The 21408-nt window shown below is 71.6% G+C and carries 16 protein-coding genes; 6 read left to right on the plus strand and 10 right to left on the minus strand.

The genetic code is table 11. The features are described from left to right. Positions 1-205 precede the first annotated feature (205 nt). The 3 genes from dnaJ to D9599_RS04270 form a co-directional block, all read right to left on the minus strand. Positions 206-1351 carry a molecular chaperone DnaJ gene (gene dnaJ, locus D9599_RS04260; RefSeq protein ID WP_198379987.1) on the minus strand — a complete coding sequence of 382 codons (1146 nt, stop codon included), beginning with the start codon at positions 1349-1351 and terminating at the stop codon, positions 206-208. Between the two features lie 122 nt (positions 1352-1473). Then, the gene (gene dnaK, locus D9599_RS04265) at positions 1474-3435 is read right to left on the minus strand and encodes a molecular chaperone DnaK (RefSeq protein WP_198379988.1); all 1962 of its coding nucleotides are present in this window, start codon (positions 3433-3435) and stop codon (positions 1474-1476) included. A gap of 193 nt (positions 3436-3628) precedes the next feature. Beyond that, positions 3629-4192 carry a nucleotide exchange factor GrpE gene (locus tag D9599_RS04270; RefSeq protein WP_198379989.1) on the minus strand — a complete coding sequence of 188 codons (564 nt, stop codon included), beginning with the start codon at positions 4190-4192 and terminating at the stop codon, positions 3629-3631. Between the two features lie 229 nt (positions 4193-4421). Here D9599_RS04270 and D9599_RS04275 point away from each other — a divergent pair, with 229 nt between their 5' ends. Further along, complete coding sequence (locus D9599_RS04275; protein ID WP_198379990.1) at positions 4422-5606, plus strand: Bcr/CflA family efflux MFS transporter; 1185 nt, start codon at positions 4422-4424, stop codon at positions 5604-5606. 218 nt (positions 5607-5824) lie between these two features. Here D9599_RS04275 and D9599_RS04280 read toward each other — a convergent pair whose 3' ends face one another. Continuing rightward, entirely contained in the window at positions 5825-6919 is a 1095-nt protein-coding gene (locus tag D9599_RS04280; RefSeq protein WP_198379991.1) for an alkene reductase, read from the minus strand. A gap of 281 nt (positions 6920-7200) precedes the next feature. Here D9599_RS04280 and D9599_RS04285 point away from each other — a divergent pair, with 281 nt between their 5' ends. Together D9599_RS04285 and D9599_RS04290 are read left to right on the plus strand one after the other, a co-directional pair. Continuing rightward, the gene (locus D9599_RS04285; RefSeq protein WP_198379992.1) at positions 7201-8022 is read left to right on the plus strand and encodes an alpha/beta fold hydrolase; all 822 of its coding nucleotides are present in this window, start codon (positions 7201-7203) and stop codon (positions 8020-8022) included. 355 nt (positions 8023-8377) lie between these two features. Next, the gene (locus D9599_RS04290; protein ID WP_198379993.1) at positions 8378-9364 is read left to right on the plus strand and encodes a hypothetical protein; all 987 of its coding nucleotides are present in this window, start codon (positions 8378-8380) and stop codon (positions 9362-9364) included. A gap of 12 nt (positions 9365-9376) precedes the next feature. Here D9599_RS04290 and D9599_RS04295 read toward each other — a convergent pair whose 3' ends face one another. Next, on the minus strand, positions 9377-11458 hold the full coding sequence (locus D9599_RS04295) for a methyl-accepting chemotaxis protein (protein WP_198379994.1): 2082 nt from the start codon (positions 11456-11458) through the stop codon (positions 9377-9379). Positions 11459-11653: 195 nt separating this feature from the next. Here D9599_RS04295 and D9599_RS04300 point away from each other — a divergent pair, with 195 nt between their 5' ends. Beyond that, positions 11654-12094, plus strand: coding sequence for a DMT family transporter (locus D9599_RS04300; RefSeq protein WP_309228532.1), 441 nt, complete (start codon positions 11654-11656; stop codon positions 12092-12094). Between the two features lie 252 nt (positions 12095-12346). Here D9599_RS04300 and D9599_RS04305 read toward each other — a convergent pair whose 3' ends face one another. Beyond that, positions 12347-12601: a hypothetical protein gene (locus tag D9599_RS04305; RefSeq protein WP_198379995.1), complete on the minus strand. Its 255-nt coding sequence runs from the start codon at positions 12599-12601 to the stop codon at positions 12347-12349. A gap of 75 nt (positions 12602-12676) precedes the next feature. Next, entirely contained in the window at positions 12677-13939 is a 1263-nt protein-coding gene (locus D9599_RS04310) for an AmpG family muropeptide MFS transporter (protein WP_198379996.1), read from the minus strand. A gap of 193 nt (positions 13940-14132) precedes the next feature. Here D9599_RS04310 and D9599_RS04315 point away from each other — a divergent pair, with 193 nt between their 5' ends. Continuing rightward, positions 14133-14903, plus strand: coding sequence for an FkbM family methyltransferase (locus D9599_RS04315; protein ID WP_198379997.1), 771 nt, complete (start codon positions 14133-14135; stop codon positions 14901-14903). A 10-nt stretch (positions 14904-14913) separates the two neighbouring features. On the opposite strand, the gene D9599_RS04320 is transcribed toward D9599_RS04315, so the two are convergent. Continuing rightward, positions 14914-15198, minus strand: coding sequence for a DUF3072 domain-containing protein (locus tag D9599_RS04320; protein WP_198379998.1), 285 nt, complete (start codon positions 15196-15198; stop codon positions 14914-14916). A gap of 365 nt (positions 15199-15563) precedes the next feature. Here D9599_RS04320 and D9599_RS04325 point away from each other — a divergent pair, with 365 nt between their 5' ends. After that, positions 15564-16379 (plus strand): creatininase family protein, encoded by an 816-nt coding sequence (locus D9599_RS04325; RefSeq protein ID WP_232480125.1) that lies wholly within the window; start codon positions 15564-15566, stop codon positions 16377-16379. 30 nt (positions 16380-16409) lie between these two features. Here D9599_RS04325 and D9599_RS04330 read toward each other — a convergent pair whose 3' ends face one another. Further along, positions 16410-18758: a PAS domain S-box protein gene (locus D9599_RS04330; protein WP_198379999.1), complete on the minus strand. Its 2349-nt coding sequence runs from the start codon at positions 18756-18758 to the stop codon at positions 16410-16412. A gap of 424 nt (positions 18759-19182) precedes the next feature. After that, the gene (locus D9599_RS04335) at positions 19183-21390 is read right to left on the minus strand and encodes a response regulator (protein ID WP_198380000.1); all 2208 of its coding nucleotides are present in this window, start codon (positions 21388-21390) and stop codon (positions 19183-19185) included. Positions 21391-21408 lie beyond the last annotated feature (18 nt).

A 21408-nucleotide genomic window follows, 5' to 3' on the forward strand; every position in this document is an offset into this window, starting at 1 on the left:
GCCTGCATCCTGCTGCTCACGGCATCCTTCCGGCCGCAGCGGGAAGGACGCGTTCGGGGCGGGTTAATGATCATCCGGCACGGAAATGTCGAGGGCGTTCGCGCCGCCGTCCGCACCGGAGAGCACCTTCGGCGCCGAACCGAAACCAGGGCGAGGCAAGGCGGGGAGGAGAACCTCTTCTCCCCCCGCGCGAGCTCGCGGAGCCCTACCGCCCCAGCCCGTCCCAGAACTCCTTCACGCGGGAGAAGAATCCCTCGCTCTCCGGGCTCGTCCGGCTGTCCGAGGTCGCCTCCGCCTCGAACTGCTCCAGCAGCTCGCGCTGCTTCGCCGTCAGGTTCTGCGGCGTCTCGACGGAAACCTGCACGTACATGTCCCCCCGCGCCGCGCTGCGCAGGATCGAGAAGCCCTTCCCGCGCAGGCGGAACTGGTCCCCCGCCTGGGTGCCGGAGGGGATGGAGACGCGCGCGCGCCCGCCATCGATGCTCGGCACCTCCACAGCGCCGCCCAGGGCGGCCTGCGTCATGCGGAGCGGCACGCGGATGAAGATGTTGTTCCCCTCCCGCTGGAAGATCGGGTGGGGGCGGATGCCGATATCGACGTAGAGGTCGCCCGGCGGTGCGCCGCGCAGCCCGGCCTCGCCCTCGCCGGCCAGGCGGATGCGCGTGCCCTCCTCGACGCCCGCGGGGATGGTGACGCTGAGGTTGCGCTCGCGCTCCACCCGCCCGGCGCCCTGGCAGACCTTGCAGGGATTCTTGATGATGCGGCCCGTGCCGCCGCAGGTGGGGCAGCTGCGCTCCACCAGGAAGAAGCCGGATTGCGCCCGCACCTTGCCCGCGCCCTTGCAGGTGCCGCAGGTGTCGGTCTGCGCCTTGCCGCCCTCGGCGCCCGTGCCCGCGCAGTTGTCGCAGGTGACGGAGGAGGGGACGCGGATGGTGGTCTTGGTGCCCGCGAAGGCCTCCTCCAGCCCGATCGTCACCTCGGTGCGGAGGTCGGAGCCGCGGCCGCTGTTCTGCTGCCCCCGGCCGGCGCGGCCGTTCAGGTTGCCGAACATCTGCTCGAAGATGTCCTCGAACCCGCCGCCGGCGAAGCCTCCACCGAAGGGGCCGCCGCCGCCACCGCCGCCGCCCTCGAAGGCGGCATGGCCGTAGCGGTCGTAGGCGGCGCGCTTCTCGGCGTCCTTGAGGACGTCGTAGGCCTCGTTGGCTTCCTTGAACTTCGCCTCGGCTGCCTTGTCGCCGGGGTTGCGGTCGGGGTGGTGCTGCATGGCGAGCTTGCGGAAGGCCTTCTTCAGACCGTCCTCGTTCACGTCCCGGGCGACGCCCAGCACCTCGTAGTAATCACGCTTGGCCATTTCTGTTCCCGTGCGGGGCTCTCGCTAGGCCCTGTAGGGTTGCGTTGGGGCGGGTGCCACAAAAAAGAAGCGCCCGGCCCGCGTGTCGCGATGCCGGGCGCCCTCTGTTGCCGCGGGGCCGGTCAGCCCTGCTTCTTCTTGCTGGGATCGACGTCCTCGAACTCGGCGTCCACCACCTTGCCGGGGTTGGGGCCGCCGGGGCCGGAAGCACCGGGCCCGTTCGGGTTGGCGTTGCTCGGCCCGCTGGTCCCCTCGGCGGCGGCGGCCGCCTCGGTCTCGGACTGCGCCTTGTAGACGGCCTCGCCGATCTTCATCGACGCGGCCGAGAGGCGCTCGCCCGCGGTCTTCATCGCCTCCGGGTCGGTCCCCTCCAGCGCGGAGCGCGCGGCGGAGAGGGCGGCCTCGACCTCGCCCTTGTCGGCATCAGCGAGCTTGTCGCCGTTGTCCTTCAGGGCCTTGTCGGTGGAATGGACGAGGGCCTCGAGGTTGTTCTTCGCCTCGACGGTCGCGCGGCGCTGCTTGTCGGCCTCGGCATTCGCCTCGGCGTCGCGCACCATCCGCTCGATATCGGCGTCCGACAGGCCGGAGCGGGCCTGGATCTTGATCTGCTGCTCCTTGCCCGTCGCCTTGTCCTTCGCCTGGACGGAGACGATGCCGTTCGCGTCGATGTCGAAGGTCACCTCGATCTGCGGCACGCCGCGCGGCGCGGGCGGAATGCCCTGCAGGTCGAAGTTGCCCAGCAGCTTGTTGTCCGCCGCCATCTCACGCTCGCCCTGGAAGACCTTGATGGTCACCGCCGTCTGGTTGTCGTCGGCGGTGGAGAAGGTCTGGGACTTCTTCGTGGGAATGGTGGTGTTGCGGTCGATCAGCCGGGTGAACACGCCGCCCAGCGTCTCGATGCCCAGCGACAGCGGCGTGACGTCGAGCAGCAGGACGTCCTTCACCTCGCCCTTCAGCACCGCGCCCTGGATGGCGGCGCCGATGGCGACGACCTCGTCCGGGTTGACGTTGCGGGCCGGCTCCTTGCCGAAGAAGTTCTTCACGGCCTCGATGACCTTCGGCATGCGCGTCATGCCGCCGACCAGGATCACCTCGTCGATCTCGCCGGCGGTCACGCCGGCATCCTTCAGCGCGTTCCGGCAGGGCTCAAGCGTGCGCTGGATGAGGTCGTCGACCAGCGCCTCCAGCTTCGCGCGCGTCAGCTGCAGCACGAGGTGCTTCGGCCCGCTCGCGTCGGCGGTGATGAAGGGCAGGTTGATCTCGGTCTGCTTGGAGGAAGACAGCTCGATCTTCGCCTTCTCCGCCGCCTCCTTCAGGCGCTGGAGGGCCAGCTTGTCGCCGCGCAGGTCGATGCCGTTCTCGCGCCGGAACTCGTCCGCGAGGTAGTCAATGACGCGCTGGTCGAAGTCCTCGCCGCCGAGGAAGGTGTCGCCGTTGGTGGACTTCACCTCGAAGACACCGTCACCGATCTCGAGCACCGACACGTCGAAGGTGCCGCCGCCAAGGTCATACACGGCAATCGTGCCGTGGTTCTTCTTGTCGAGGCCGTAGGCCAGCGCCGCGGCCGTCGGCTCGTTGATGATGCGCAGCACCTCGAGGCCGGCGATCTTGCCCGCCTCCTTCGTGGCCTGGCGCTGGGCGTCGTTGAAATAGGCGGGGACGGTGATGACGGCCTGCGTCACCTTGTCGCCGAGATAGGCCTCGGCCGTCTCCTTCATCTTGCCGAGGACATAGGCGCTGATCTGCTGCGGCGCCTGCTTCTGCCCGCCCGCATCGACCCAGGCATCGCCATTGTCGGCGCGCGCGATCTTGTAGGGGACGAGGGAGATGTCCTTCTGCACCATCGGATCGTCGAAGCGGCGGCCGATGAGGCGCTTGACGGCGTAGAGCGTGTCGGTCGGGTTCGTCACGGCTTGGCGCTTGGCGGACTGGCCGACGAGGCGCTCGCCGTTCTTCGCGAAGGCGACCATGGAGGGGGTGGTGCGCGTGCCCTCCGCGTTCTCGATAACCTTCGTCTCGCCGCCTTCCATGATGGCGACGCAGGAATTGGTGGTGCCGAGGTCGATACCGATGACCTTGCTCATCCGTCACTTCTCCTTCGCGGCGGCCGGGGCACGGCCCATGCTTCGAGGCACCGTGCGCGGCCCCATTGTCTCAAATCGGATGGGGTGGGCGGGGCTGTCCCGCTCGGCCCCGGATGTATTCAGGGGCGGGGCGCGGGACAAGACCCTGCCTTAGGTGAATCAGAACGAGGGAAGGAACTTCTTCCCTCTAGGCTCAGCCCTTCCCCGCCACCACCACCATGGCCGGCTTCAGAAGCCGCCCGTTGATCGTCCAGGCCGGCGTCCATGCCGTGATGACGGTGCCGGGCTCCACGCCCTCGGGCGCGGGCTGCTCGGCCATCGCCTGGTGCAGCTCGGGGTCGAAGGGCTTGCCCTTGGGGTCCTCGGCCTTCACCCCGTGGCGCTCCAGCATGGCGATGAAGGCGCGCTCCACCCCTTCGAAGCCGCCGCGCAGCTTGGCGATGGGTCCGTCCTCGCCCTCGCTCGCCGCCGGCAGGGCGTCGAGGCCGCGGCGGAGGTTCTCGGCCGCGTCCGCCACGTCGCGCGCGAACTTCGTCACGGCGTAATTCCGCGCGTCCTCCAGCTCGCGCTTGTGGCGGTTGCGCAGGTTCTGCATCTCGGCCTCGGCGCGCAGCCACTTGTCGCGCATGGCGTTCAGCTCGGCCGCGAGGTCCGGGGCATCGGGGGAGGCACCGTTCGGCACGGCCCCTTCGGCACCGTTGACCGGGCTCGTGGCGTCGTTCTCGTTCGGCTTCGCGTCGGTCGGGGTATCGCTCATTACCTGTTCTTTCCTGGCCCCTCGGGGGCTGCGCGGGGGCGCCCTCGGGGCGGCGCGTATCGGCGCATCACCTAGGGGCCGGTGGGCTGCGGGACAAGCCGGTGGCCCAAGGCGTGTTGCGGCGCACCAACCCGAGGCGTAGCTTTTCCGGCGCCTTGCCACCCCTCGCCCCATCCGGCCCCCGCCCGGCCCTGCCCCACTCCATCGCCGCCCGGCACGGCGACCCCGCGTGAGCGAGGCCTTACCTGTCCGGGTGCCCCTCTGGCTCCTCGCCTCCATCACCTTCAGCGGCACGGTCGGGATGTACATCTTCGTCCCCGCCCTTCCCCAGGCGGCCGAGGCGCTGGGCGGCTCCGCCGGCGCCATGCAGCTCACCGTCAGCCTCTACGTGCTCGGCCTCGCGCTCGGCCAGCCCTTCTACGGCCCGCTGGCGGACCGCTTCGGCCGCCGCCCCGTGCTGATGGCGGGCCTCGGCCTCTACACGGTGGCGGGGTTGCTGGCGGGCCTCGCGCCCGATGCCGGCACCCTCGTCGTCGCGCGGCTCTTCCAGGCGCTCGGCGGCTGCTCCGGCGTGGTCCTGGCACGCGCCATCGTGCGCGACACCTCCGCCGCAAAAGAGGCCGCGCGCCGCCTCGCGCTCCTGAACCTGATGGTCACCGCCGGCCCCGGCCTCGCCCCCCTCGTCGGCGCGGCTGTCGCGGCCACCGCCGGCTGGCGCGTGGTGCTGCTGCTGCTCTGCGCGCTCGGCCTCGCCAACCTCGCCTTCACCTGGCGCCTCCTGCCGGAGACCGGCCGCTCCACCGGCATCGCGGCCGCCACCATCATGCGGGACTACGCGCGCCTGGCGGTCTCGCCCGTCTTCCTCGGCTATGCCCTGCTCGGCGGCTGCATGACCACCGCGGCCTACGCCTTCTTCAGCGCCGCGCCCTTCATCTTCCGCGACCTCGGCCGCCCGGAGCACGAGGTGGGCATCTACCTCGCCATCCTCGTCGTCGGCATCTCCCTCGGCAACGCGCTGGCCAGCCGCGTCATCGGCCGCGCCTCGCTCGACGGCGTGCTACGCTGGTCCGGCGCCGCCAGCCTCGCCTCGGCCCTGCTGCTCCTCGCCGTGGTGCTCTCGGGCGGCCTCACGGTCGGCTGGGCCATGGGCTGCATGTTCGCCTTCACCATCTGCACGGGCGTCGGCGGGCCCTCCGCCCTCGGGCAGGCCATCGGCGTGAACCCGCGCGTCGTCGGCTCCGCCTCGGGCCTCTACGGCTTCGTGCAGATGAGCGTGGGCGCGGTCTGCTCCGCCCTCGCCGGCCTTGGGCAGCAACACGCCCTCTCGGCAGCCCTCGTCATGGCCGGGGCGGCGCTGGTCGGGCAGGTGGCCTTCCGCGTTGCCCTCTCGGCGAGGGGACGGCCGGTGGAGTGAGCCAGAGAGGGCTCCGCCCTCTCCGGCACCTCACCCGCCAAGGGCCTGAGGCCCCTGGACCCTCATCTGTCCGCCCTTCCTGTGCGTGCAGTCGCCTCGGGTCCACGACCCGAGGCGCACCGACTACCCAGTATTTCCAACAGAAAGAAAAAGATGAGAGGGGGTCCGGGAGAGAGAATTCTTTCTCTCCCCCGGGGGCCACAAGCGCTGGCCCGCCCTCAAGCCGCCAGCGCCGGGTAATCCGTGTACCCGTGCTCGTCCCCGCCATAGAAGGTCGCCTTGTCCGGCGTCGCGAGGGCCGCGCCGGTCTTCATGCGCTGCACGAGATCCGGGTTGGCGATGAAGGGCCGCCCGAAGGCGACGAGGTCCGCGCGCCCCTCGCGGATGGCCGCGTCGGCGAGGGCGAAGTCGTAGCCGTTATTCGCCATGTAGGGCCCGCGGAAGGCGCGCTTCAGCGCCATGAAGTCGAAGCCGGGCACCACGTCGCGCGGCCCGCCCGTCGCCCCCTCGATCATGTGGAGGTAGGCGAGGTTGAAGCCCGCCAGCGCCTCCACGACGTGCCGGAACAGCGGCGCGGGGTCGCTGTCGCTCGCGTCGTTGGCGGGCGTCACGGGGGAGAGGCGGATGCCCGTGCGGTCCGCGCCGATCGCGTCCACCACCGCCTGCGTCACTTCCAGCGTCAGGCGCGCGCGGTTCTCGATGCTGCCGCCGTAGCGGTCGGTGCGCTTGTTGCTGCCGTTCCGCAGGAATTGGTCGAGGAGGTAGCCGTTGGCCGCGTGGATCTCCACGCCGTCGAAGCCGGCGGCCAGCGCGTTGCGCGCGGCGCGCACGTAGTCGGCGACGATGCCCGGAAGCTCACCGGCCTCCAGCGCGCGCGGCTCGACATGCGGCTTGAAGCCCGTCTCGGTGAAGGCCTGGCCCTTGGGCGTGATCGCGGAGGGCGCGACGGGCAGGGCGTTGCCCGGCTGCAGGTCGGGGTGGGAGATGCGCCCAACATGCCAGAGCTGCGCGACGATCCGGCCGCCCGCCTTGTGCACCGCCTCCGTCACCGGCCGCCAGCCGGCCAGCTGCGCCTCGGAATGGATGCCCGGCGTGAAGGCGTAGCCCTTGCCCTGCTGGGAGATCTGCGTCGCCTCGGAGATGATCAGCCCCGCGCTCGCTCGCTGCGCGTAATAGGTGGCGGCGGAGGGCCGGGGCACGTCGCCCGCGACGGCGCGGCTGCGGGTCAGCGGCGCCATGGCCACGCGGTTGGCCAGCTCGATGGCGCCGATCCTGGTGGGGGTGAAAAGGGGGCTCTCGGCGGGCTTGGTCATGCTCGTTCCTTGAATGGTCGGGGAGCTGGTTGCAGGGTGTGGGCCGCTTGGGCCCACGGGTCGGCTTCGCCACGGAGCGCGGCGCTCGACGGGGCATCTGGTGCCTCGGCGCCGGGATTGGGGGCAGGCGGCCGCATGGCTGCCATGTGCAGTGCAGCAAACGCGGAGGCATAGGCATGGCTTCCGGCGCGCGTTTCTAGTCGGGCAGCGCGGGCAGGCCTGGCAGCAACCAACCCGCCAGAGGGACCGTTCCGCTCCGGCCATACCCTCCGGAGAAGCCGATGCCCTTCGTGAAGACGCGCGACGACGTCGCGATCCACTACACCGACTGGGGCAGCGGCAAGCCCGTGGTCCTCATCCACGGCTGGCCGCTCAGCGGCGCCATGTGGGAATACCAGGCAATGTTCCTCGCGGCGCAGGGCTACCGCGTCATCGCCTATGACCGCCGCGGCTTCGGCGAGAGCGCCAAGCCCTATTCCGGCTACGACTACGACACCCTGTCCGACGACCTGGCCGCGCTGATGGATGAGCTCGACCTCCAGGGCGCCACCCTCGTCGGCTTCTCCATGGGCGGCGGCGAGGTCGCGCGCTACCTCGCCCGCCACGGCAGCACCCGCGTGGCCAAGGCCGTGCTCGTCAGCGCCGTCACGCCTTACCTGCTCAAGTCCCCCGGCCACGAGGAGGGCGTGCCGCGGGAAGTGTTCGACGGCATCGTCGCGGGCCTGCTCGCGGACCGCCCGCACTTTCTCGCCACCTTCGGCAAGGCCTTCTTCGGCGCGGGAATGCTGAACTTCACCGTCACGAACGAGATCCAGCAATGGGCGCTCGGCCTCGCGCTCCAGGCCTCGCCCAAGGCCACCGTGGACTGCGTGCGCGCCTTCTCCGAAACCGACTTCCGCGCGGATATGCGCGCCTTCACGGTGCCGACCCTCGTCATCCACGGCGACGCCGATCAGACCGTGCCGATCGACGTCTCCGGCCGCGCGGCCGCCCGCCTGATAACCGGGGCAAAGCTGGTGGAGTACGGCGGCGCGGCCCACGGCCTGTTCTTCACCGAGAAGGACCGGCTGAACGCGGACCTCCTTGCTTTTCTCCAGGCCTGAAGGCCGGCCTCCAAGGCCGGCGTTGGTGACCCCTGGGGGAGAGAATGAATTCTCTCCCCCCGGACCCCCCACTCATCTTTTTCTTCGAATTGGAAATCCTGGACGGCCGGTGCGCCTCGGGTCCTGGACCCGAGGCGACGGCACGTTCGGAAACGACGCCAGCAACCGGGACCAGCCCTTTATCACCGCATCCGCGACAGCCCGATGGGGGTCCAGGGGCCTCAGGCCCTTGGCGGGGCGGGATGAACGCTGCGCGTTCACCCGGGAGGTCTGGAGAGGGCAGCGCCCTCTCCAGGGCCACCGGAACCACCCCCAGCCCCTTGGCGATCCGCCTGCCCGCGCGAAGAATGGCCCCATGACGATGGAACGACGCAATCGGGGCTGGACCCTGCACCGGGGCGGCAGCCGCGGCACGCCCGCCGCCGCCCAGGCGGAAGTGCTCCGCAAGCTCACCCGCGCGGTGATGTCCACCTGCCTCTGGGACCCGGAGGAGGAGGGGATCTCCTGGGCGCTCGGCGACATGCGCTTTCTCACGGTCTCGGCGATGCTGCCGGAGATGGGGGAGGCCGCCTACGCCCAGGTCTTCTCCGCCCCCTTCGCCAGCAGCGCGGTGGAGGTCGCCTCGGGCCGCTTCGCCCCGCGCGGGGTCTTCGCGAAGCTGCCGGTCTCCGCCCGCAAGCGCGCCGGCGTGCTGAAGAATCTCGGCCTTACCCTGCCGCCGCAGGGCCGGGAGGACTGGTCGCGCGACCTGCCGCCGCTGGACGAGGCCGGCTGCGCCTCCCTCGCCCGCACGGTGCTGGACGCGCTGGTCGGCGCCTTCGGCTGGGATCCCTCCATCCCCCTCCAGGCCTCGGTGATCCACGAAACGGCGCTGGGCGAATCCGAGGCCTTCCTCGAGGGCCTGCGCCCCATCCATGTCGAGGGCCTGCTGCGCGAGGCCGGGCTCGAGATCATCGAGGGCGAGCCCGAGGACGACGACGAGGCGCCCGCCTTCCTCGTCCAGCACGGCGCGCCCCTGCCGTTCCAGGTGGAGCTGGTGGACCCCGTGGAGGAGGAGGACCCGCCCGCGCTCGCCTGGCACTACGGCACCATTGTCTTCTCCCTCGCGATCAGCGTGGAGGAAGGCGACGCCCTGGCCCTCGCCCTCGCCCTGCACGGCCTCACGCGCTGGGCCCGCGTGGAACTGCCCGAGGAGCGCCGCGTGGTGGTCTCCCGCCTGGACAGCGTGGAAGGCGTCACCCCCGAAGGCCTGCGCGCCATGCTCGACCGCTGGCTGGAGGAGCTGACGGCGGTCCGCAGCCGCCTTGAGCGCGGCCCGGGCGAGGTGGAGGAGGAGGAGTAGCGGGCAGCGCCCTCAGGCCGTGCGGATCCCCGCCAGGAAGCCGTCCACCTTCTCGCGCAGGGTCTGGGACTGCCGCGCCAGCTCGCCCGAGGCCGCGCGCACCTGCCGGGCGGCAATCCCGGTCCGCTCGGCGCCCTCCGTAACGCCGGCGGCGTGGCGCGACACGTCCTGGGTGCCGCTCGCGGCCTCGGCCACGGCGCGGCCGATCTCCTGGGTGGCGGCGCTCTGCTGCTCGGCCGCGGCCGCCACCTGCGTGGTGATGCCGCCCATCTCCTCGATGGTGCGCACGATGCCGCCGATCGCCTGCACGGCCCGCTCGGTCTCGCCCTGCATGGCGGCGATCTGGGCGCTGATCTGTTCGGTGGCCTTGGCGGTCTGGGCAGCCAGGGTCTTCACCTCGCTCGCCACCACCGCGAAGCCGCGGCCCGCCTCGCCGGCGCGCGCCGCCTCGATCGTGGCGTTCAGCGCCAGCAGGTTCGTCTGCCCCGCGATGTCGCCGATCAGGTGCACCACGTCGCCGATGCTGCGCGCGGCCTCGGAAAGCCGCCCCACGGCGCTGTCGGTGGAGCGCGCGTCCCCTGCGGCGCGGCGCGCGACATCGGCAGAGTTCGTCACCTGGCGGGAGACCTCCGCGATGGAGGCGGCCAGCTCCTCGGTGGAGGCGGCGACGGTCCCCACATTCGCGCTCGCCTGCTCCGAGGCCGCGGCGACGGAGGTCGCGCGCTCCACCCCATCATTGGCGGTGGAGGCCATCTCGCCCGCCGTCGCGTCCAGCTCGGTGGCGGCAGCGGCAACGCGGCGCAGCACCGTCTCCGCCTCCGCCTCGAAGCCGCGCACCAGCGTCTCCAGCCGCTCGGCGCGGGACGCCTTGGCGCGCTCCTCCTCGGCCTGGGCGGCGGCGAGGGCGTCGGCTTCGCGCAACCCGGTGCGGCAGGTCTCGGTCGCGCGGACCATCTCGCCGATCTCGTCCTCGCGCAGGGCGTCGGGCAGCTCGAAGGCGTAGTCCCGGCGGGCGAGCCGCAGCATCGCGTCGCGCTGGCGCAGCAGCGGGCGGATGAGGCGGCGGCGCACCGTCACGTTCGCCGCCAGCGCGAGCGCGCAGAGCAGCACGGCCGCGGCGGCCGATCCGGCGAGCCACAGCTTCAGGGAGGCGACGCGGGCGCGGGCGAGGTCGCCGATGCCCACCAGGGCGGCCTCGGCGACGTCCACCATGCGGCCGGTGGACCGGTCCACGGCGGCGTTCATCTCGGCGGAGGTCACGGCGGGCGGGCGGCCCTCGGCCAGGGCTTTCTCCACGCCGTCCCGCATGGCGGCGAAGCGGCCGAAATACTCCTCCTTCACGGCCTCGATCGCCGCGCGGACCGGCGTCGGAACGATCGGGGCGACGCCCACCACCAGCGGCCAGGTGGCCCCGATGCGGGCGCGGAGCTGGGTCATGGACACCCTCTCCGCCGCGGTGACGGCACGGTTCGTGATGGCGGCGACGAGAAAGTCGCGCTCCAGCCCCGCCGCGTCGCGCGTGGCATAGACCGCGTCCTTCACCTGGGCGAGAGTCGCGCTCGCCCCGTCGATGCCGCGAACCTGCGCGGTCAAGGCGGTGCTCACCTCCTCCAGAAGGTCCACCAGGACGGTGGCGGCCGTGTTGAAGCGGTCGCCGATGGCGGCCGGGCGCTGCGGGAGGGGCAGGGAAAGGGCCGGATCGCCCTCTCGTCGCACCGCCTCGAGAGCGCTGCGGGCGGCGGCGAGCCGCGCGGGAACATCGCCGCTGGCGCAGGTGATGGCGGCGCAGGCGTCCGCGAGTGAATCGAGCGCGGGGTTGGCCCGGGCGCGCGCCTGGCGCACGCCCGCCAGCAGCGCCGGGTCGGCCGGGGCCTCGGCACGCAGCGCCGTCCGCACCGGCCCGCGCTCCACCCGCGTGGCCTGCAGGGCGACAAAGGCCAGGCGGGTGGCATCGGCGACGAGGACGGCGCGCGTCGCCGCCTGGAGGTCCTGCGAGGTCCGGAAGAAGAGCCAGGCCGAGCTGCCGACGAGCGGCACGCAGAGGGCGCCGATCAGGACGCCGAGTTGCAGGGCAAGCGAGAGCCGGATCCTCATCGATGATCTCCTCGGGCGAAAGCGGCCATGCGGATCGGTCCGCCTGTTCCGCCGGAGGATCGGCGAATTCGATGAAGGCACCGTCAATCGAAGGGGAAGGAAAAGCATCTCGCGGGGTACAGGGCCCGAATTTTACGCGCCCTGACCCGACATCGAGCCGCGGCGTTATTCCATGGTACGGAACAGGAGACGGGCGTGGCCTATCTACTCGCGATCATCGCCGGGGTGCTGAACATGCTCCAGTCCGGCAGCAACTCGACCCTGAACGAGAAGCTGAACGCCGGGCCGGTCGCCCCGGCCCTGGTCGTCTACCTCACCGGCATCGCGGCGGTGCTCGTCGCCTCCCCCTTCATCGGCCGCCCCCTCTCCGGGATCATGGGGCGCGTCGGGGATGTGCCCTGGTGGGGCTGGATCGGCGGCGCCATGGGCGCCTTCTACGTCGTCGTGACGCTGACGGAGGCAAAGGCCATGGGCGCCGGCGCCTTCACCGCCATCACCCTGACCGCGGCCGTCATCACCAGCCTCCTCCTCGACCACTACGGCCTCCTCGGCTTCGAGGTCCGGCCGCTGACCGCCCTCCGGATCCTCGGCGGCGTGATGATGGTGGCGGGGGTGGGACTGGTGGCGCGGTTCTGAAGAAACCGGCGCACCGGGGGAGAGAAAGAATTCTCTCCCCCGGGCCCCCACTCATCTTTTTCTTCAAGTTGGAAATACCAGGCGGCCGGTGCGCCTCGGGTCGCTGACCCGAGGCGACTGCACGCGCAGGAAAGGCACGAAGAAGAACCAGCCCCCGTCATCGCATCCGCGCCAGCCAGACGGGGATCCAAGGGCCTCAGGCCCTTGGCGGGAGAGGTACGGAGAGGGCGGAGCCCTCTCCGGGAGCCGCCGCTACCGCCCGGCGTTCGGCTGGTTCTGCGCCGGCTGCTGCTGGGCGTTCTGCCGCTCCGCCCGGTTCCGCCGGTGGACGCCGACGGCGCAGCCCGCCGCCGCGCCGGCGACCGCGTGGCCGCTGCCGACGAAGTGGCCGGCGACCGCGCCGACCGCCCCGTCCTTCACGCAGCCGCCGGTCTTGGCCTGGGCGGGGAGGGCGGCGAGGGCGAGGCCGGCCGCGAGGGCGGCGGCGGAGAGGATGGTGGCGCGCATGCTGGGCTCCCTTGGTTGGTGCCTAGCGGAACGCGCGGGCGCACGCGGCGACACATTAAAGAGACGCTATGCGCCTCAGCCGGCGGGTTCGGCCAGCGGCGCGGGTTCGGCGGGCGGCAGGCGCCACAGCAGGAACAGCATGATCCCCATGGCCGGCAGCGCGGCCGCCGTGGTCATCAGGAAGAAGCCCGGCCACCCCATCGCCTCCGCCAGCGCGCCGGAGGAGGCGCCGAGGGTGCGCAGCGGCACCGCCGCGAGGGAGGAGAGCAGCGCGTACTGCGTCGCCGTGAAGGCCCGGCTGGTGAGGCCCGAGAGGTAGGTCACGAAGGCCGCGTCGGCCAACCCGTCCGTGAAGTTCTCGATCCCCACCTGCAGCCAGAGCATCGGCAGGTCGTAGCCGGCCGAGGCGAGCGCGACATACATGAGGTTCGACAGCATCTGCCCGAGCCCCGTGATCACCAGCGCCCGAGCCGTGCCGAGCCGGGCCACCACATACCCGCCCGCCAGCGCCCCCCCGAGCGTCGCGAAGAGCCCGAAGACCGTCCCCACCGCCGCCACCTCGTCCCGCGAGAAGCCGAGGGAGCGGTAGAAGGGCGTCGTCATGACCCCTGCGAGCGCCTCGCCGAGCTTGAAGAGCGCGACGAAGAGCAGGATGGCCAGCCAGTGCGGCCGCCGCATGAAGTCCGCGAAAGGCTGCACCACGGAAAGCCGCAGCCGCTCCCCCCAGGGCAGCGGCGCCGCGGCCTTCGTCGGCGCCTCGCGCGAGGCGAGGGTCGCCACCACCCCCACCAGCATCAGCGCCGCCGCATAGGCATAGGCCCCGCCCCAGCCGAGCGCGGAAACCAGCCACAGCGTGCCCCCGCCGCTGGCCAGCAGCGCGAGACGATACCCCCAGACATAGCAGGCCAAGCCATAGCCCTGGTCCCGCTCCTCCAGGATCTCGATCCGGTGCGCGTCCACCACGATGTCCTGGCTGGCGGAGAGAAAGGCGACGAGCGCCGCCAGCATGGCCGTCCCGAAGGGGCCCGTGGCCGGGTTGCTGAACCCCGTCGCGAGGATCGCGAGAAGCAGGAAGGGCTGGATCAGCAGCAGCCATCCCCGCCGCCGCCCGAGCCGCGAGAGGAAGGGCGGCGCCACCGTGTCCAGCGCCGGTGACCAGAGGAACTTGAGCGAGTAGGCGAGCCCGATCAGCGCCGTCAGCCCGATATCCGTCAGCGAGAGCCCGGATTCCGTGAACCACTGCCGCAGCACCCCGCCCGCCACCAGCGGCAGCGGCACCCCGGCAGAAAAGCCGAGCGCGAGAAGGATCGGAAAGCGGCGGTCGCGGAAGGGGTGCATGGCCCGCCGACCCTGCCACGCGGCAGCCCGCCGCGGGAGGGGCATCGCCATGCTACGCCGCGGGGAGCGTGATGCGGCGGGAATTGGTGCTTGCAGCGAAATGGCTTCGCTGTTCTCCTCCTGGAAAAGGCCCGGCCGCACCCGGCAAGGGCCACCCACAACGGGGCTAAACCCGAGGGAGAGAGGGCGCCGCATGGGCATCCAGGACATCGGTGGCCGCGTCTACCGCCGCGCGCGCCAGCTCACCCGCCTGCCCCCGGATGCCTGGCGCAGCCTGCTCCCCTCCTTCTCCCAGTTTGGGGAGGACCACGCCCTGCTCCGCCTCCTCAAGCCGCGAAGCTCCGGCACCTATGTCGATGTCGGGGCGAACGAGCCGCTGGAGGGCTCGAACACCGCCTTCCTCTACTCCCTCGGCTGGACCGGCCTCGCGATCGACGCGAACCCCGTCTTCGCCCCCAAGTTCCGCAAGGCCCGCCCGCAGGACACCTTCCTGACCATGGGCGTCGCCCTCGAACCCACCGAGCTGACCTATTTCGAGTTCGAGAACAACGTCTTCAACACGCTCTCTCCTGAGCGCGCGGCGCAGCTCACGGCCGAGGGCACCCGCCCCGTCGCCGAGCGCCGGATCCCCTGCCTGCCGCTGCGCGACATCGTCCGCCAGCACCTGCCGGGCCGGCGCGTGGACCTCCTCACGGTGGACTGCGAGGGCCTGGACCTCGACGTTCTCCGCTCCGCCCATCTCGAGGAAATGCGGCCCACCGTCATCATGGTCGAGGACTTCGCCCGCTATCAGGCCTTCCGCGAGGGCGGCGACCCGGGGGAGCTCGACGACTTCCTTCGCGCCGCCGGCTACCTGCCCGTCTGCCAGCTCGCCTGGTCCGCCCTCTTCGTCGCAAGGGACTGGCGCAGCCACCCCGACCGCGCCTTCCGCCCCCCGGACAACAGGTTCGGCTACATGCCCTGAAGGCGGGGCCTCAGGTCCCCCGCCCGGTCTTGTCCTGCAACTCGTCGATTCGGCGGGAGGCATCGGCCTTGCTCAGCCCCTCGTCGAACTCCTCGCCCGCCTCCTCCGACAGGGTCTTGAGATAGGAGGCCTGCGCCCCCGTCATCGGCTGATCCCCCGTCGTCCAGTCGGACGGATCCTTGATCGTGTTGGACCCGGGCTCCGGATCGGTCTTCGGGTTGTGCTCCGCGGCGTGATGCGCCGAGGACTTCCCGGCGGCGTGGTTGTCGTGGGTCTTGTCGGCCTGCTTCGTCATGCCGGCTCTCTCCTCGTTTGGTGTTCCCTAAACGTTCGGGTGCGGAGGAGGTTGCCTGCCGGGGTTCGATGGCTCTTGCGGCCCCCGGGGGAGAGAAAGAATTCTCTCCCCCGGACCCCCACCCATCTTTTTCTTCGAGTTGGGAATACTGAATGACCGGTGCGCCTCGGATCGTGGACCCGAGGCGACTGCACGCCCAAGAACGGCACCGCAAAAGAACCGCCCCCAATCACCGTATCCGCGTCAGCCAGATGGGGATCCAAGGGCCTCAGGCCCTTGGCGGGTGCGGGACAAACGCTGCGCGTTTGCCCGGGAGGTCCGGAGAGGGCAGAGCCCTCTCTGGGAGCCACAAGGAGAAGTCCCGCATGAAGGTCCGCATGGGCGAGTTCACCGGCGCCGAGGCGCGTGCGCTGTATGCCCGCCGCCCCGTGGTGTTGCTCCCGCTGGGCAGCCACGAGGACCAGGGCCCGCACGCCCCCATGGGCGACTACCTCCTGGCGGAGCTGGTGGCCGAGCGGATCGCCCGCCGCGCCCACGAAGCCGGGACCGAGGCGGTGGTGGCCCCCGTGCTCCCCTTCGGCAAGGCGGATTTCTTCGGCGCCATGCCCGGCGGTATCGCCCTGTCGCACGAGGCCTTCTCGCTCGTGCTGACGGAGATGATCGAGGCCCTGCTGCGCCACGGGCTGGACCGCATCCTCGTGCTGAACGGCCATGGCGGGAACGCGCCCGTCATCCACGACGTGACGCAGCGCTTCATGCTCGCCGGGCGCGGCATCTTCCCCTCCTTCTATCTCTGGAAGGTGGCCGGCGCCCTGCTGCCGGAGATGGTGGGCCCGGAACTCGCCCGCCGCTCCGCCGGCCACGGGGCGGACCCGCTGGGCAGCATCGCGATGCACCTCTCGCCCGAGCGGATGCGGATGGACCTGCTGCCCGAACGCCCCACCCCGCCGGGCACGATGCTCGGCCTGCCCTATGCCGGCTGGGGCGCGGTATCCTTCGAGGGCGCGGAGGTGAACGTCCCCGCCGAGTATGACGGCCCCTCGCCCGACGGCGTCGGCCCCGGCGACCCTCGCCTGTGCAGCGCGGAGACGGGGGCGGCGCTGGTGGAGCGGCTCGTGGCCATCGGCGCCGGCCTCGTCCGGCACCTCGCGGGGTGGGGCGGGGAGGGGCGGCCAGGGTAATGCGCCCGGCCCCTCCCGCGCGTTCCTGTGCTAGCCGCCCGCACCTGCACCCGCACCCGCACCCGCACCCGGCGCCCCTATCCCCAACCCCGTCATCGTGCGGGTGAGCTCGAGGGCGGTGAACGGCTTGCGCAGGAGATCGAACTTGCCCGTCAACGCGCCCTCGTCCGCGGCGTAGCCCGTGGCAAGCAGGATGGGCAGGCCCGGCCAGCGCCGCTGAACCTCCTTGGCGAGTTCCAGGCCGCTCATGCTGCCGGGCATCACGACATCCAGGAGCAGCATGTCGAAGGTCCGGCCAGCCTCCAGCCAGCGGAGCGCTTTCCGGGGATCATTCGTCGTTTCGGGCCGGCAGCCGGCTGCTTCGAGCATCCCGGCCGTGAGCCGTGCCACCGCGGGGTCGTCGTCGACCACGAGCACGCGCAGCCCGGCAGGAAGGCGCTGGGAGCCGTCGGCCTGGGCCGACCCGTCCTGCGGCCGGTCCGCCTCGGCGCCGGGAAGCGCGGGAATGAACAGGGTGACCTCGGTGCCCTCGTCCGGCGCGCTCCGGATGGTCACCCTTCCCCCCGCCCCCTCGGCAAAGCCGTGCACCTGGCTCAGGCCGAGCCCCGTTCCCTTCCCGACCGGCTTCGTCGTGAAGAAGGGCTCGAAGACGCGGACGAGCACCTCGGCCGGAATGCCAGGCCCCGTGTCCCGAAGGGCGATCGCGACATGGGGCCCCGACAGGCCCTGCGGCTCCCCCGAGAGCCCGGCGTTGCGCGCCTGCAGGGTCAGGGTTCCGCCGCCGGACATCGCGTCCCGCGCATTCACGGCGAGGTTCAGCAGCGCCACCTCGAGCTGGCCGACATCGATCCGGATAGGCCAGAGGCCCCTGTCGAGGGCGGTCCTGAGCGAGACCTGCGGGGGAAGCGACCGCCTGATAAGGCCCACCGCCTGCTTGAGGCAGTCCTCGGTATCGACGACCTCCGGACGCAGGGGTGCCCGGCGGGAGAAGGTCAGGAGCTGGCCCGTGAGCTCGGCGCCCCGCTTCGTCGCGTTGCGGACCTCCGCGAGGATCCCGCCCAGCCGCCGGTCGCCTCCCGCAAGCCTCTCGGCCATGTCGATGCCGGACGAGATCACCTGCAGCAGGTTGTTGAAGTCGTGGGCCACCCCGCCCGTCAGCTGGCCCAGGGCCTCGAGCTTCTGCGCCTGCACCAGCTGCTGGCGAGCCTCATCGAGCGCGAGCTGGGACTCCCGCCGGCCGGTGATGTCGCGCGTGATCTTCGCGAAGCCGATGATGGCCCCGTCGTCGTCGCGGATGGCATCGATGACGACGCTGGCCCAGAAGCGCGACCCGTCCTTGCGGACGCGCCAGCCCTCGGCCTCGAAGCGGCCGGCGCTGCGCGCCTCGGCGAGCGCGCGCCACGGCACGCCCCACTCCCTGTCCTCCTTCGTGTAGAAGCGCGAGAAGTGCTGGCCGACGATGTCCTCCGCCTCGTAGCCCTTGATGAGCCGGGCCCCGGCGTTCCAGTTCACCACGATGCCGTTCGGGTCGAGCATGAAGATGGCGTAGTCCGTCACCCCGTTCACGAGGAGCCGGAACCGCCGCTCGCTCTCCTGCAGGGCCTGCTCCACGCGCCGGCGCTCCGAGAGGTCGCGCGTGATCTTCGCGAAGCCGATGACCTCGCCCGCCTCGTCCCGGATGGCGTCGATCACGACGCCGGCCCAGACCCGGCTGCCATCCTTGCGAACCCGCCACGCCTCGACCTCGAACCGGCCAGTCGTCCGCGCCTCGGTCAGTGCGCGGGCGGGAAGGCTCGCGGCGCGATCCTCCTCCGTGTAGAAGCGAGAAAAGTGCTCGCCCACGATCTCGTCGGCCTCGTAGCCGTGGATGCGGCGTGCCCCCGCGTTCCAGTTGGCGATCGTGCCGTTGGGGTGGAGCATGAAGATGGCGTAGTCGGTCACGCCCTCGACGAGCAGGCGAAAGCGGCGCTCCGTTTCCACCAGGGCACGCTGCGCCTCGTGCCGGTCGGTCATGTCGCGCGTGATCTTCGCGAAGCCGACGACCTCTCCCGCGGGATCGCGCACGGCGTCGATCACCGCGAGCGCCCAGAACCGGCTGCCATCCTTGCGCAGGCGCCAGCCCTCGGATTCGAAGCGCCCCACGCGCCGGGCTGTCTCGAGCGCGGTTTCGGGCAGCCCCCGGCGACGGTCCTCCTCCGTGAAGAAGAGAGCGAAGGGCTGCCCGATGATCTCCTCGGCGCGATAGCCCTTCAGCCGCTCGCCCCCCGGGTTCCAGGTCCGGACGCGACCATCCCGGTCGAGAAGGTAGATCGCGTAGTCCACGACCGCCTCGACCAACAGGCGATAGCTCGCATCGTCTACCGCCGGATCGCGTTCCATTCGCTCGCTCATTCCCCTCCGCTGGCGCCGTTCCACCGGTGCTTCCCGATCCCGGCAAGCCAAAACCTTGACGTTTCGCAACATCTACCTAGCGCCTGCGGGAAGGAAGGTCTTCACAGCGGATGCTCACAAAGGCGTTGCCGATCCGCCGCGGAATCGCACGAACGGGCCTCTGGCCGCCGAGATTCGCCCCTTGTGCATCCCTGCACGTATCAGGGTTCCCGTCCGGCGCGGGGCGGCGCCGGCGCATCCCGGCGCCACCGGCTGCGCGGGGTCACGGCCGGTCGGGGATTCCCAACGCCTCCTCGTCGGGCACGGTGACAAGGCCGCCCGGGCGGCCGAACAAGCGGGCGGCGGTCCTCGAACTTCCGCACTCCTCGGACCCGAGGCTGCGCCCGGCCGTCGGATCGGTAACCGCCCCAGCTCACCCCCCGACCGGCCGAAACGGCACCACCGTCCTTCCCGCCCCCGGGACCGGCTCGGCCCGCCCGAGACAGGCCTCCACCGCCGCCACCAGCTCCGCCTGCTGGAAGGGCTTGGCCAGCAGCGGCAGCCCGGAGCCCAGCAGCTCCGCCCGCTCGGCATAGCCGGTCCCCAGCAGCACCGGCAGCCCCGGCCAGAGCCGCCGCAGCTCCGCGCCGAGCTGCACGCCGGTCATCCCCGGCATCACCTGGTCCGTCAGCACCATGTCCACCTTGGCGCCCGCACGCAGGATCTCCAGCGCCTGGCGGCCGGAGGAGGCCTCCACCACCGCGTGCCCCACGTCCTCTAGCATGGAGCCGGTGCTGGCGAGCACCAGCGGGTCGTCGTCCACCACCATCACCGTCCGCCGCCCGAAGCCCTCCGGCCGCGGCCGCGCCGCCTCGCTCGCCGACGGCTCGGGCAGGGCGGGCGCCGCCGGCTGCGCCCGCGGCAGCCAGAGCTCGGCGGTCGTGCCCTCCCCGAGGCGGCTCCGCAGCACCAGCCGCCCGTTCGACTGCGCGGCCAGCCCATAGACCATCGAGAGCCCGAGGCCCGTTCCCTTGCCGATCCCCTTGGTGGTGAAGAAGGGCTCGACGCAGCGTGCCAGCGTCGCCTCGTCCATCCCCACGCCGTTGTCGGTCACGCCGAGCACCACGTAGTGCCCCTCCGGCAGCTCGCCGCCCTCCTGCACCCGCTCCTCGCGCGCGAAGATCGTCAGCTGCCCCTGGCTGCCCCCCTGGCCACCTCCCTGGCCGCCCATGGCGTCGCGCGCGTTCATCGCGAGGTTCAGCAGCGCCAGCTCGAGCTGGTTCGCGTCCACATGCGCGGGCGCGAGGCCGAGCGGGAACTTCGTCTCCACCTTCACCCCGGTACCCAGCGAGCTTCGCAGCAGGTCCGACATCCCCCGCACCAGCTCCACGAGGTCCACCGCCGCCGGCCGCAGCGCCTGGCCGCGGCTGAAGGCGAGCAGCCGCTGGGTGAGGGAGGCGCCGCGCTGCGCCCCCTGGAAGGCGTTCTCCAGCAGCCGCGTGGCCCGCTCGTCCCCCGCCGGCAGGCGCTTGCGCAGCAATTGCAGGCTGCCCAGCACGGCGGTGAGAAGGTTGTTGAAGTCGTGCGCGATGCCGCCCGTGAGCTGCCCCACCGCCTCCATCTTCTGCGCCTGCCGCACGCGCTGCTCCGCCGCCTCGCGCTGGCGCGTCTCGCGCCGGAGGTTCTCGAGGGCGGCGCGCAGCCGCCCCATCGCCGCCCGCTCCGCCTGCACCCCGCGCAGCGCCAGCCAGGAGACGAGCAGCAGCATGAAGGAGGCCGCGCCCGACACCGCGCCGAAGAGCACCATGTTGCCGCGCCAGCGCTGCAGCAGCGCCGCCTTGTCCACCCCCAAGGCGACGTAGAGCGGATAGTTCCCGACCCGCCGGTACGCATAGGCGCGCTCCACCCCGTCCGGCGCGGTGACACCGAGGAAGGAGCCGCCGGCGGACTGCGCCGCGAACTGCCGCAGCAGCCGGCTGTCGGGCGGTAGCCGCGTCGGCGCCGGTTCCTGCTCCGGCACCCGCGCCAGCACCGCGCCGTCCGCCCGCAGCAGCGCCGCGACCAGCGCGACCTCGGGCGTGGAGGACGCGTAGTAGCGCGTGAAGTATTCCGGGCTGAGCGAGATATGCACGATCCCGTCGAAGTGCCCGTCCTCCGTCGAGCGCCGCTGGCTGAGCGCGAAGCTCGGCACCCGCGTCGCCCGCCCGAGGAAGCTGGCGCTGACGAAGGGCCCCGCATTGGCCTCCCGCTGCACCTGGAAGAACTCGCGGCCGGCGATCGACATGCTGGGATCCCAGACCTGGCTGCCCGCCCGCACCATTCCCTGGGCATCCGTCACCCAGATGGACACCACCTGCTCCAGCGGCGCGATGAGCCCCGCGAGGAAGTCGTTCATGGCGGGGGAGGCGATCTCGTCCCAGCCCATCCCGCGGATCCGGTCGTCCACCCGCCCGAGCAGCAGCTCGCCCGTCTCGAAGACCTTGCGCGCGTGCTCGTCCATGACGGTCACGGTGCGCACCACGGCCGCCTCGCCCTGGCGCAGCACGTCGGCCCGGTTATGCGCCGCCGCCGCCGCGAACAGCCCCAGCGGCATCAGCACCGAGGCCGCGACAAGCACGCGGTGCAGGCGAAGCGAGGGCATGAGGACTCTTCCACCGGC

The sequence above is a fragment of the Roseomonas sp. KE2513 genome, from assembly GCF_016107305.1.
Taxonomy (GTDB): domain Bacteria; phylum Pseudomonadota; class Alphaproteobacteria; order Acetobacterales; family Acetobacteraceae; genus Roseomonas.

What these genes read in the sequence shown, in the direction of transcription:
- D9599_RS04330 (WP_198379999.1), bottom strand. Translation starts at nt 18,758, where the DNA reads ATGGAACGCGATCCGGCGGTAGACGATGCGAGCTATCGCCTGTTGGTC.
- D9599_RS04295 (WP_198379994.1), bottom strand. Translation starts at nt 11,458, where the DNA reads ATGAGGATCCGGCTCTCGCTTGCCCTGCAACTCGGCGTCCTGATCGGC.
- D9599_RS04335 (WP_198380000.1), bottom strand. Translation starts at nt 21,390, where the DNA reads ATGCCCTCGCTTCGCCTGCACCGCGTGCTTGTCGCGGCCTCGGTGCTG.
- D9599_RS04280 (WP_198379991.1), bottom strand. Translation starts at nt 6,919, where the DNA reads ATGACCAAGCCCGCCGAGAGCCCCCTTTTCACCCCCACCAGGATCGGC.
- D9599_RS04320 (WP_198379998.1), bottom strand. Translation starts at nt 15,198, where the DNA reads ATGACGAAGCAGGCCGACAAGACCCACGACAACCACGCCGCCGGGAAG.
- D9599_RS04310 (WP_198379996.1), bottom strand. Translation starts at nt 13,939, where the DNA reads ATGCACCCCTTCCGCGACCGCCGCTTTCCGATCCTTCTCGCGCTCGGC.
- D9599_RS04290 (WP_198379993.1), top strand. Translation starts at nt 8,378, where the DNA reads ATGACGATGGAACGACGCAATCGGGGCTGGACCCTGCACCGGGGCGGC.
- D9599_RS04305 (WP_198379995.1), bottom strand. Translation starts at nt 12,601, where the DNA reads ATGCGCGCCACCATCCTCTCCGCCGCCGCCCTCGCGGCCGGCCTCGCC.
- dnaJ (WP_198379987.1), bottom strand. Translation starts at nt 1,351, where the DNA reads ATGGCCAAGCGTGATTACTACGAGGTGCTGGGCGTCGCCCGGGACGTG.
- dnaK (WP_198379988.1), bottom strand. Translation starts at nt 3,435, where the DNA reads ATGAGCAAGGTCATCGGTATCGACCTCGGCACCACCAATTCCTGCGTC.
- D9599_RS04270 (WP_198379989.1), bottom strand. Translation starts at nt 4,192, where the DNA reads ATGAGCGATACCCCGACCGACGCGAAGCCGAACGAGAACGACGCCACG.
- D9599_RS04325 (WP_232480125.1), top strand. Translation starts at nt 15,564, where the DNA reads ATGAAGGTCCGCATGGGCGAGTTCACCGGCGCCGAGGCGCGTGCGCTG.
- D9599_RS04315 (WP_198379997.1), top strand. Translation starts at nt 14,133, where the DNA reads ATGGGCATCCAGGACATCGGTGGCCGCGTCTACCGCCGCGCGCGCCAG.
- D9599_RS04285 (WP_198379992.1), top strand. Translation starts at nt 7,201, where the DNA reads ATGCCCTTCGTGAAGACGCGCGACGACGTCGCGATCCACTACACCGAC.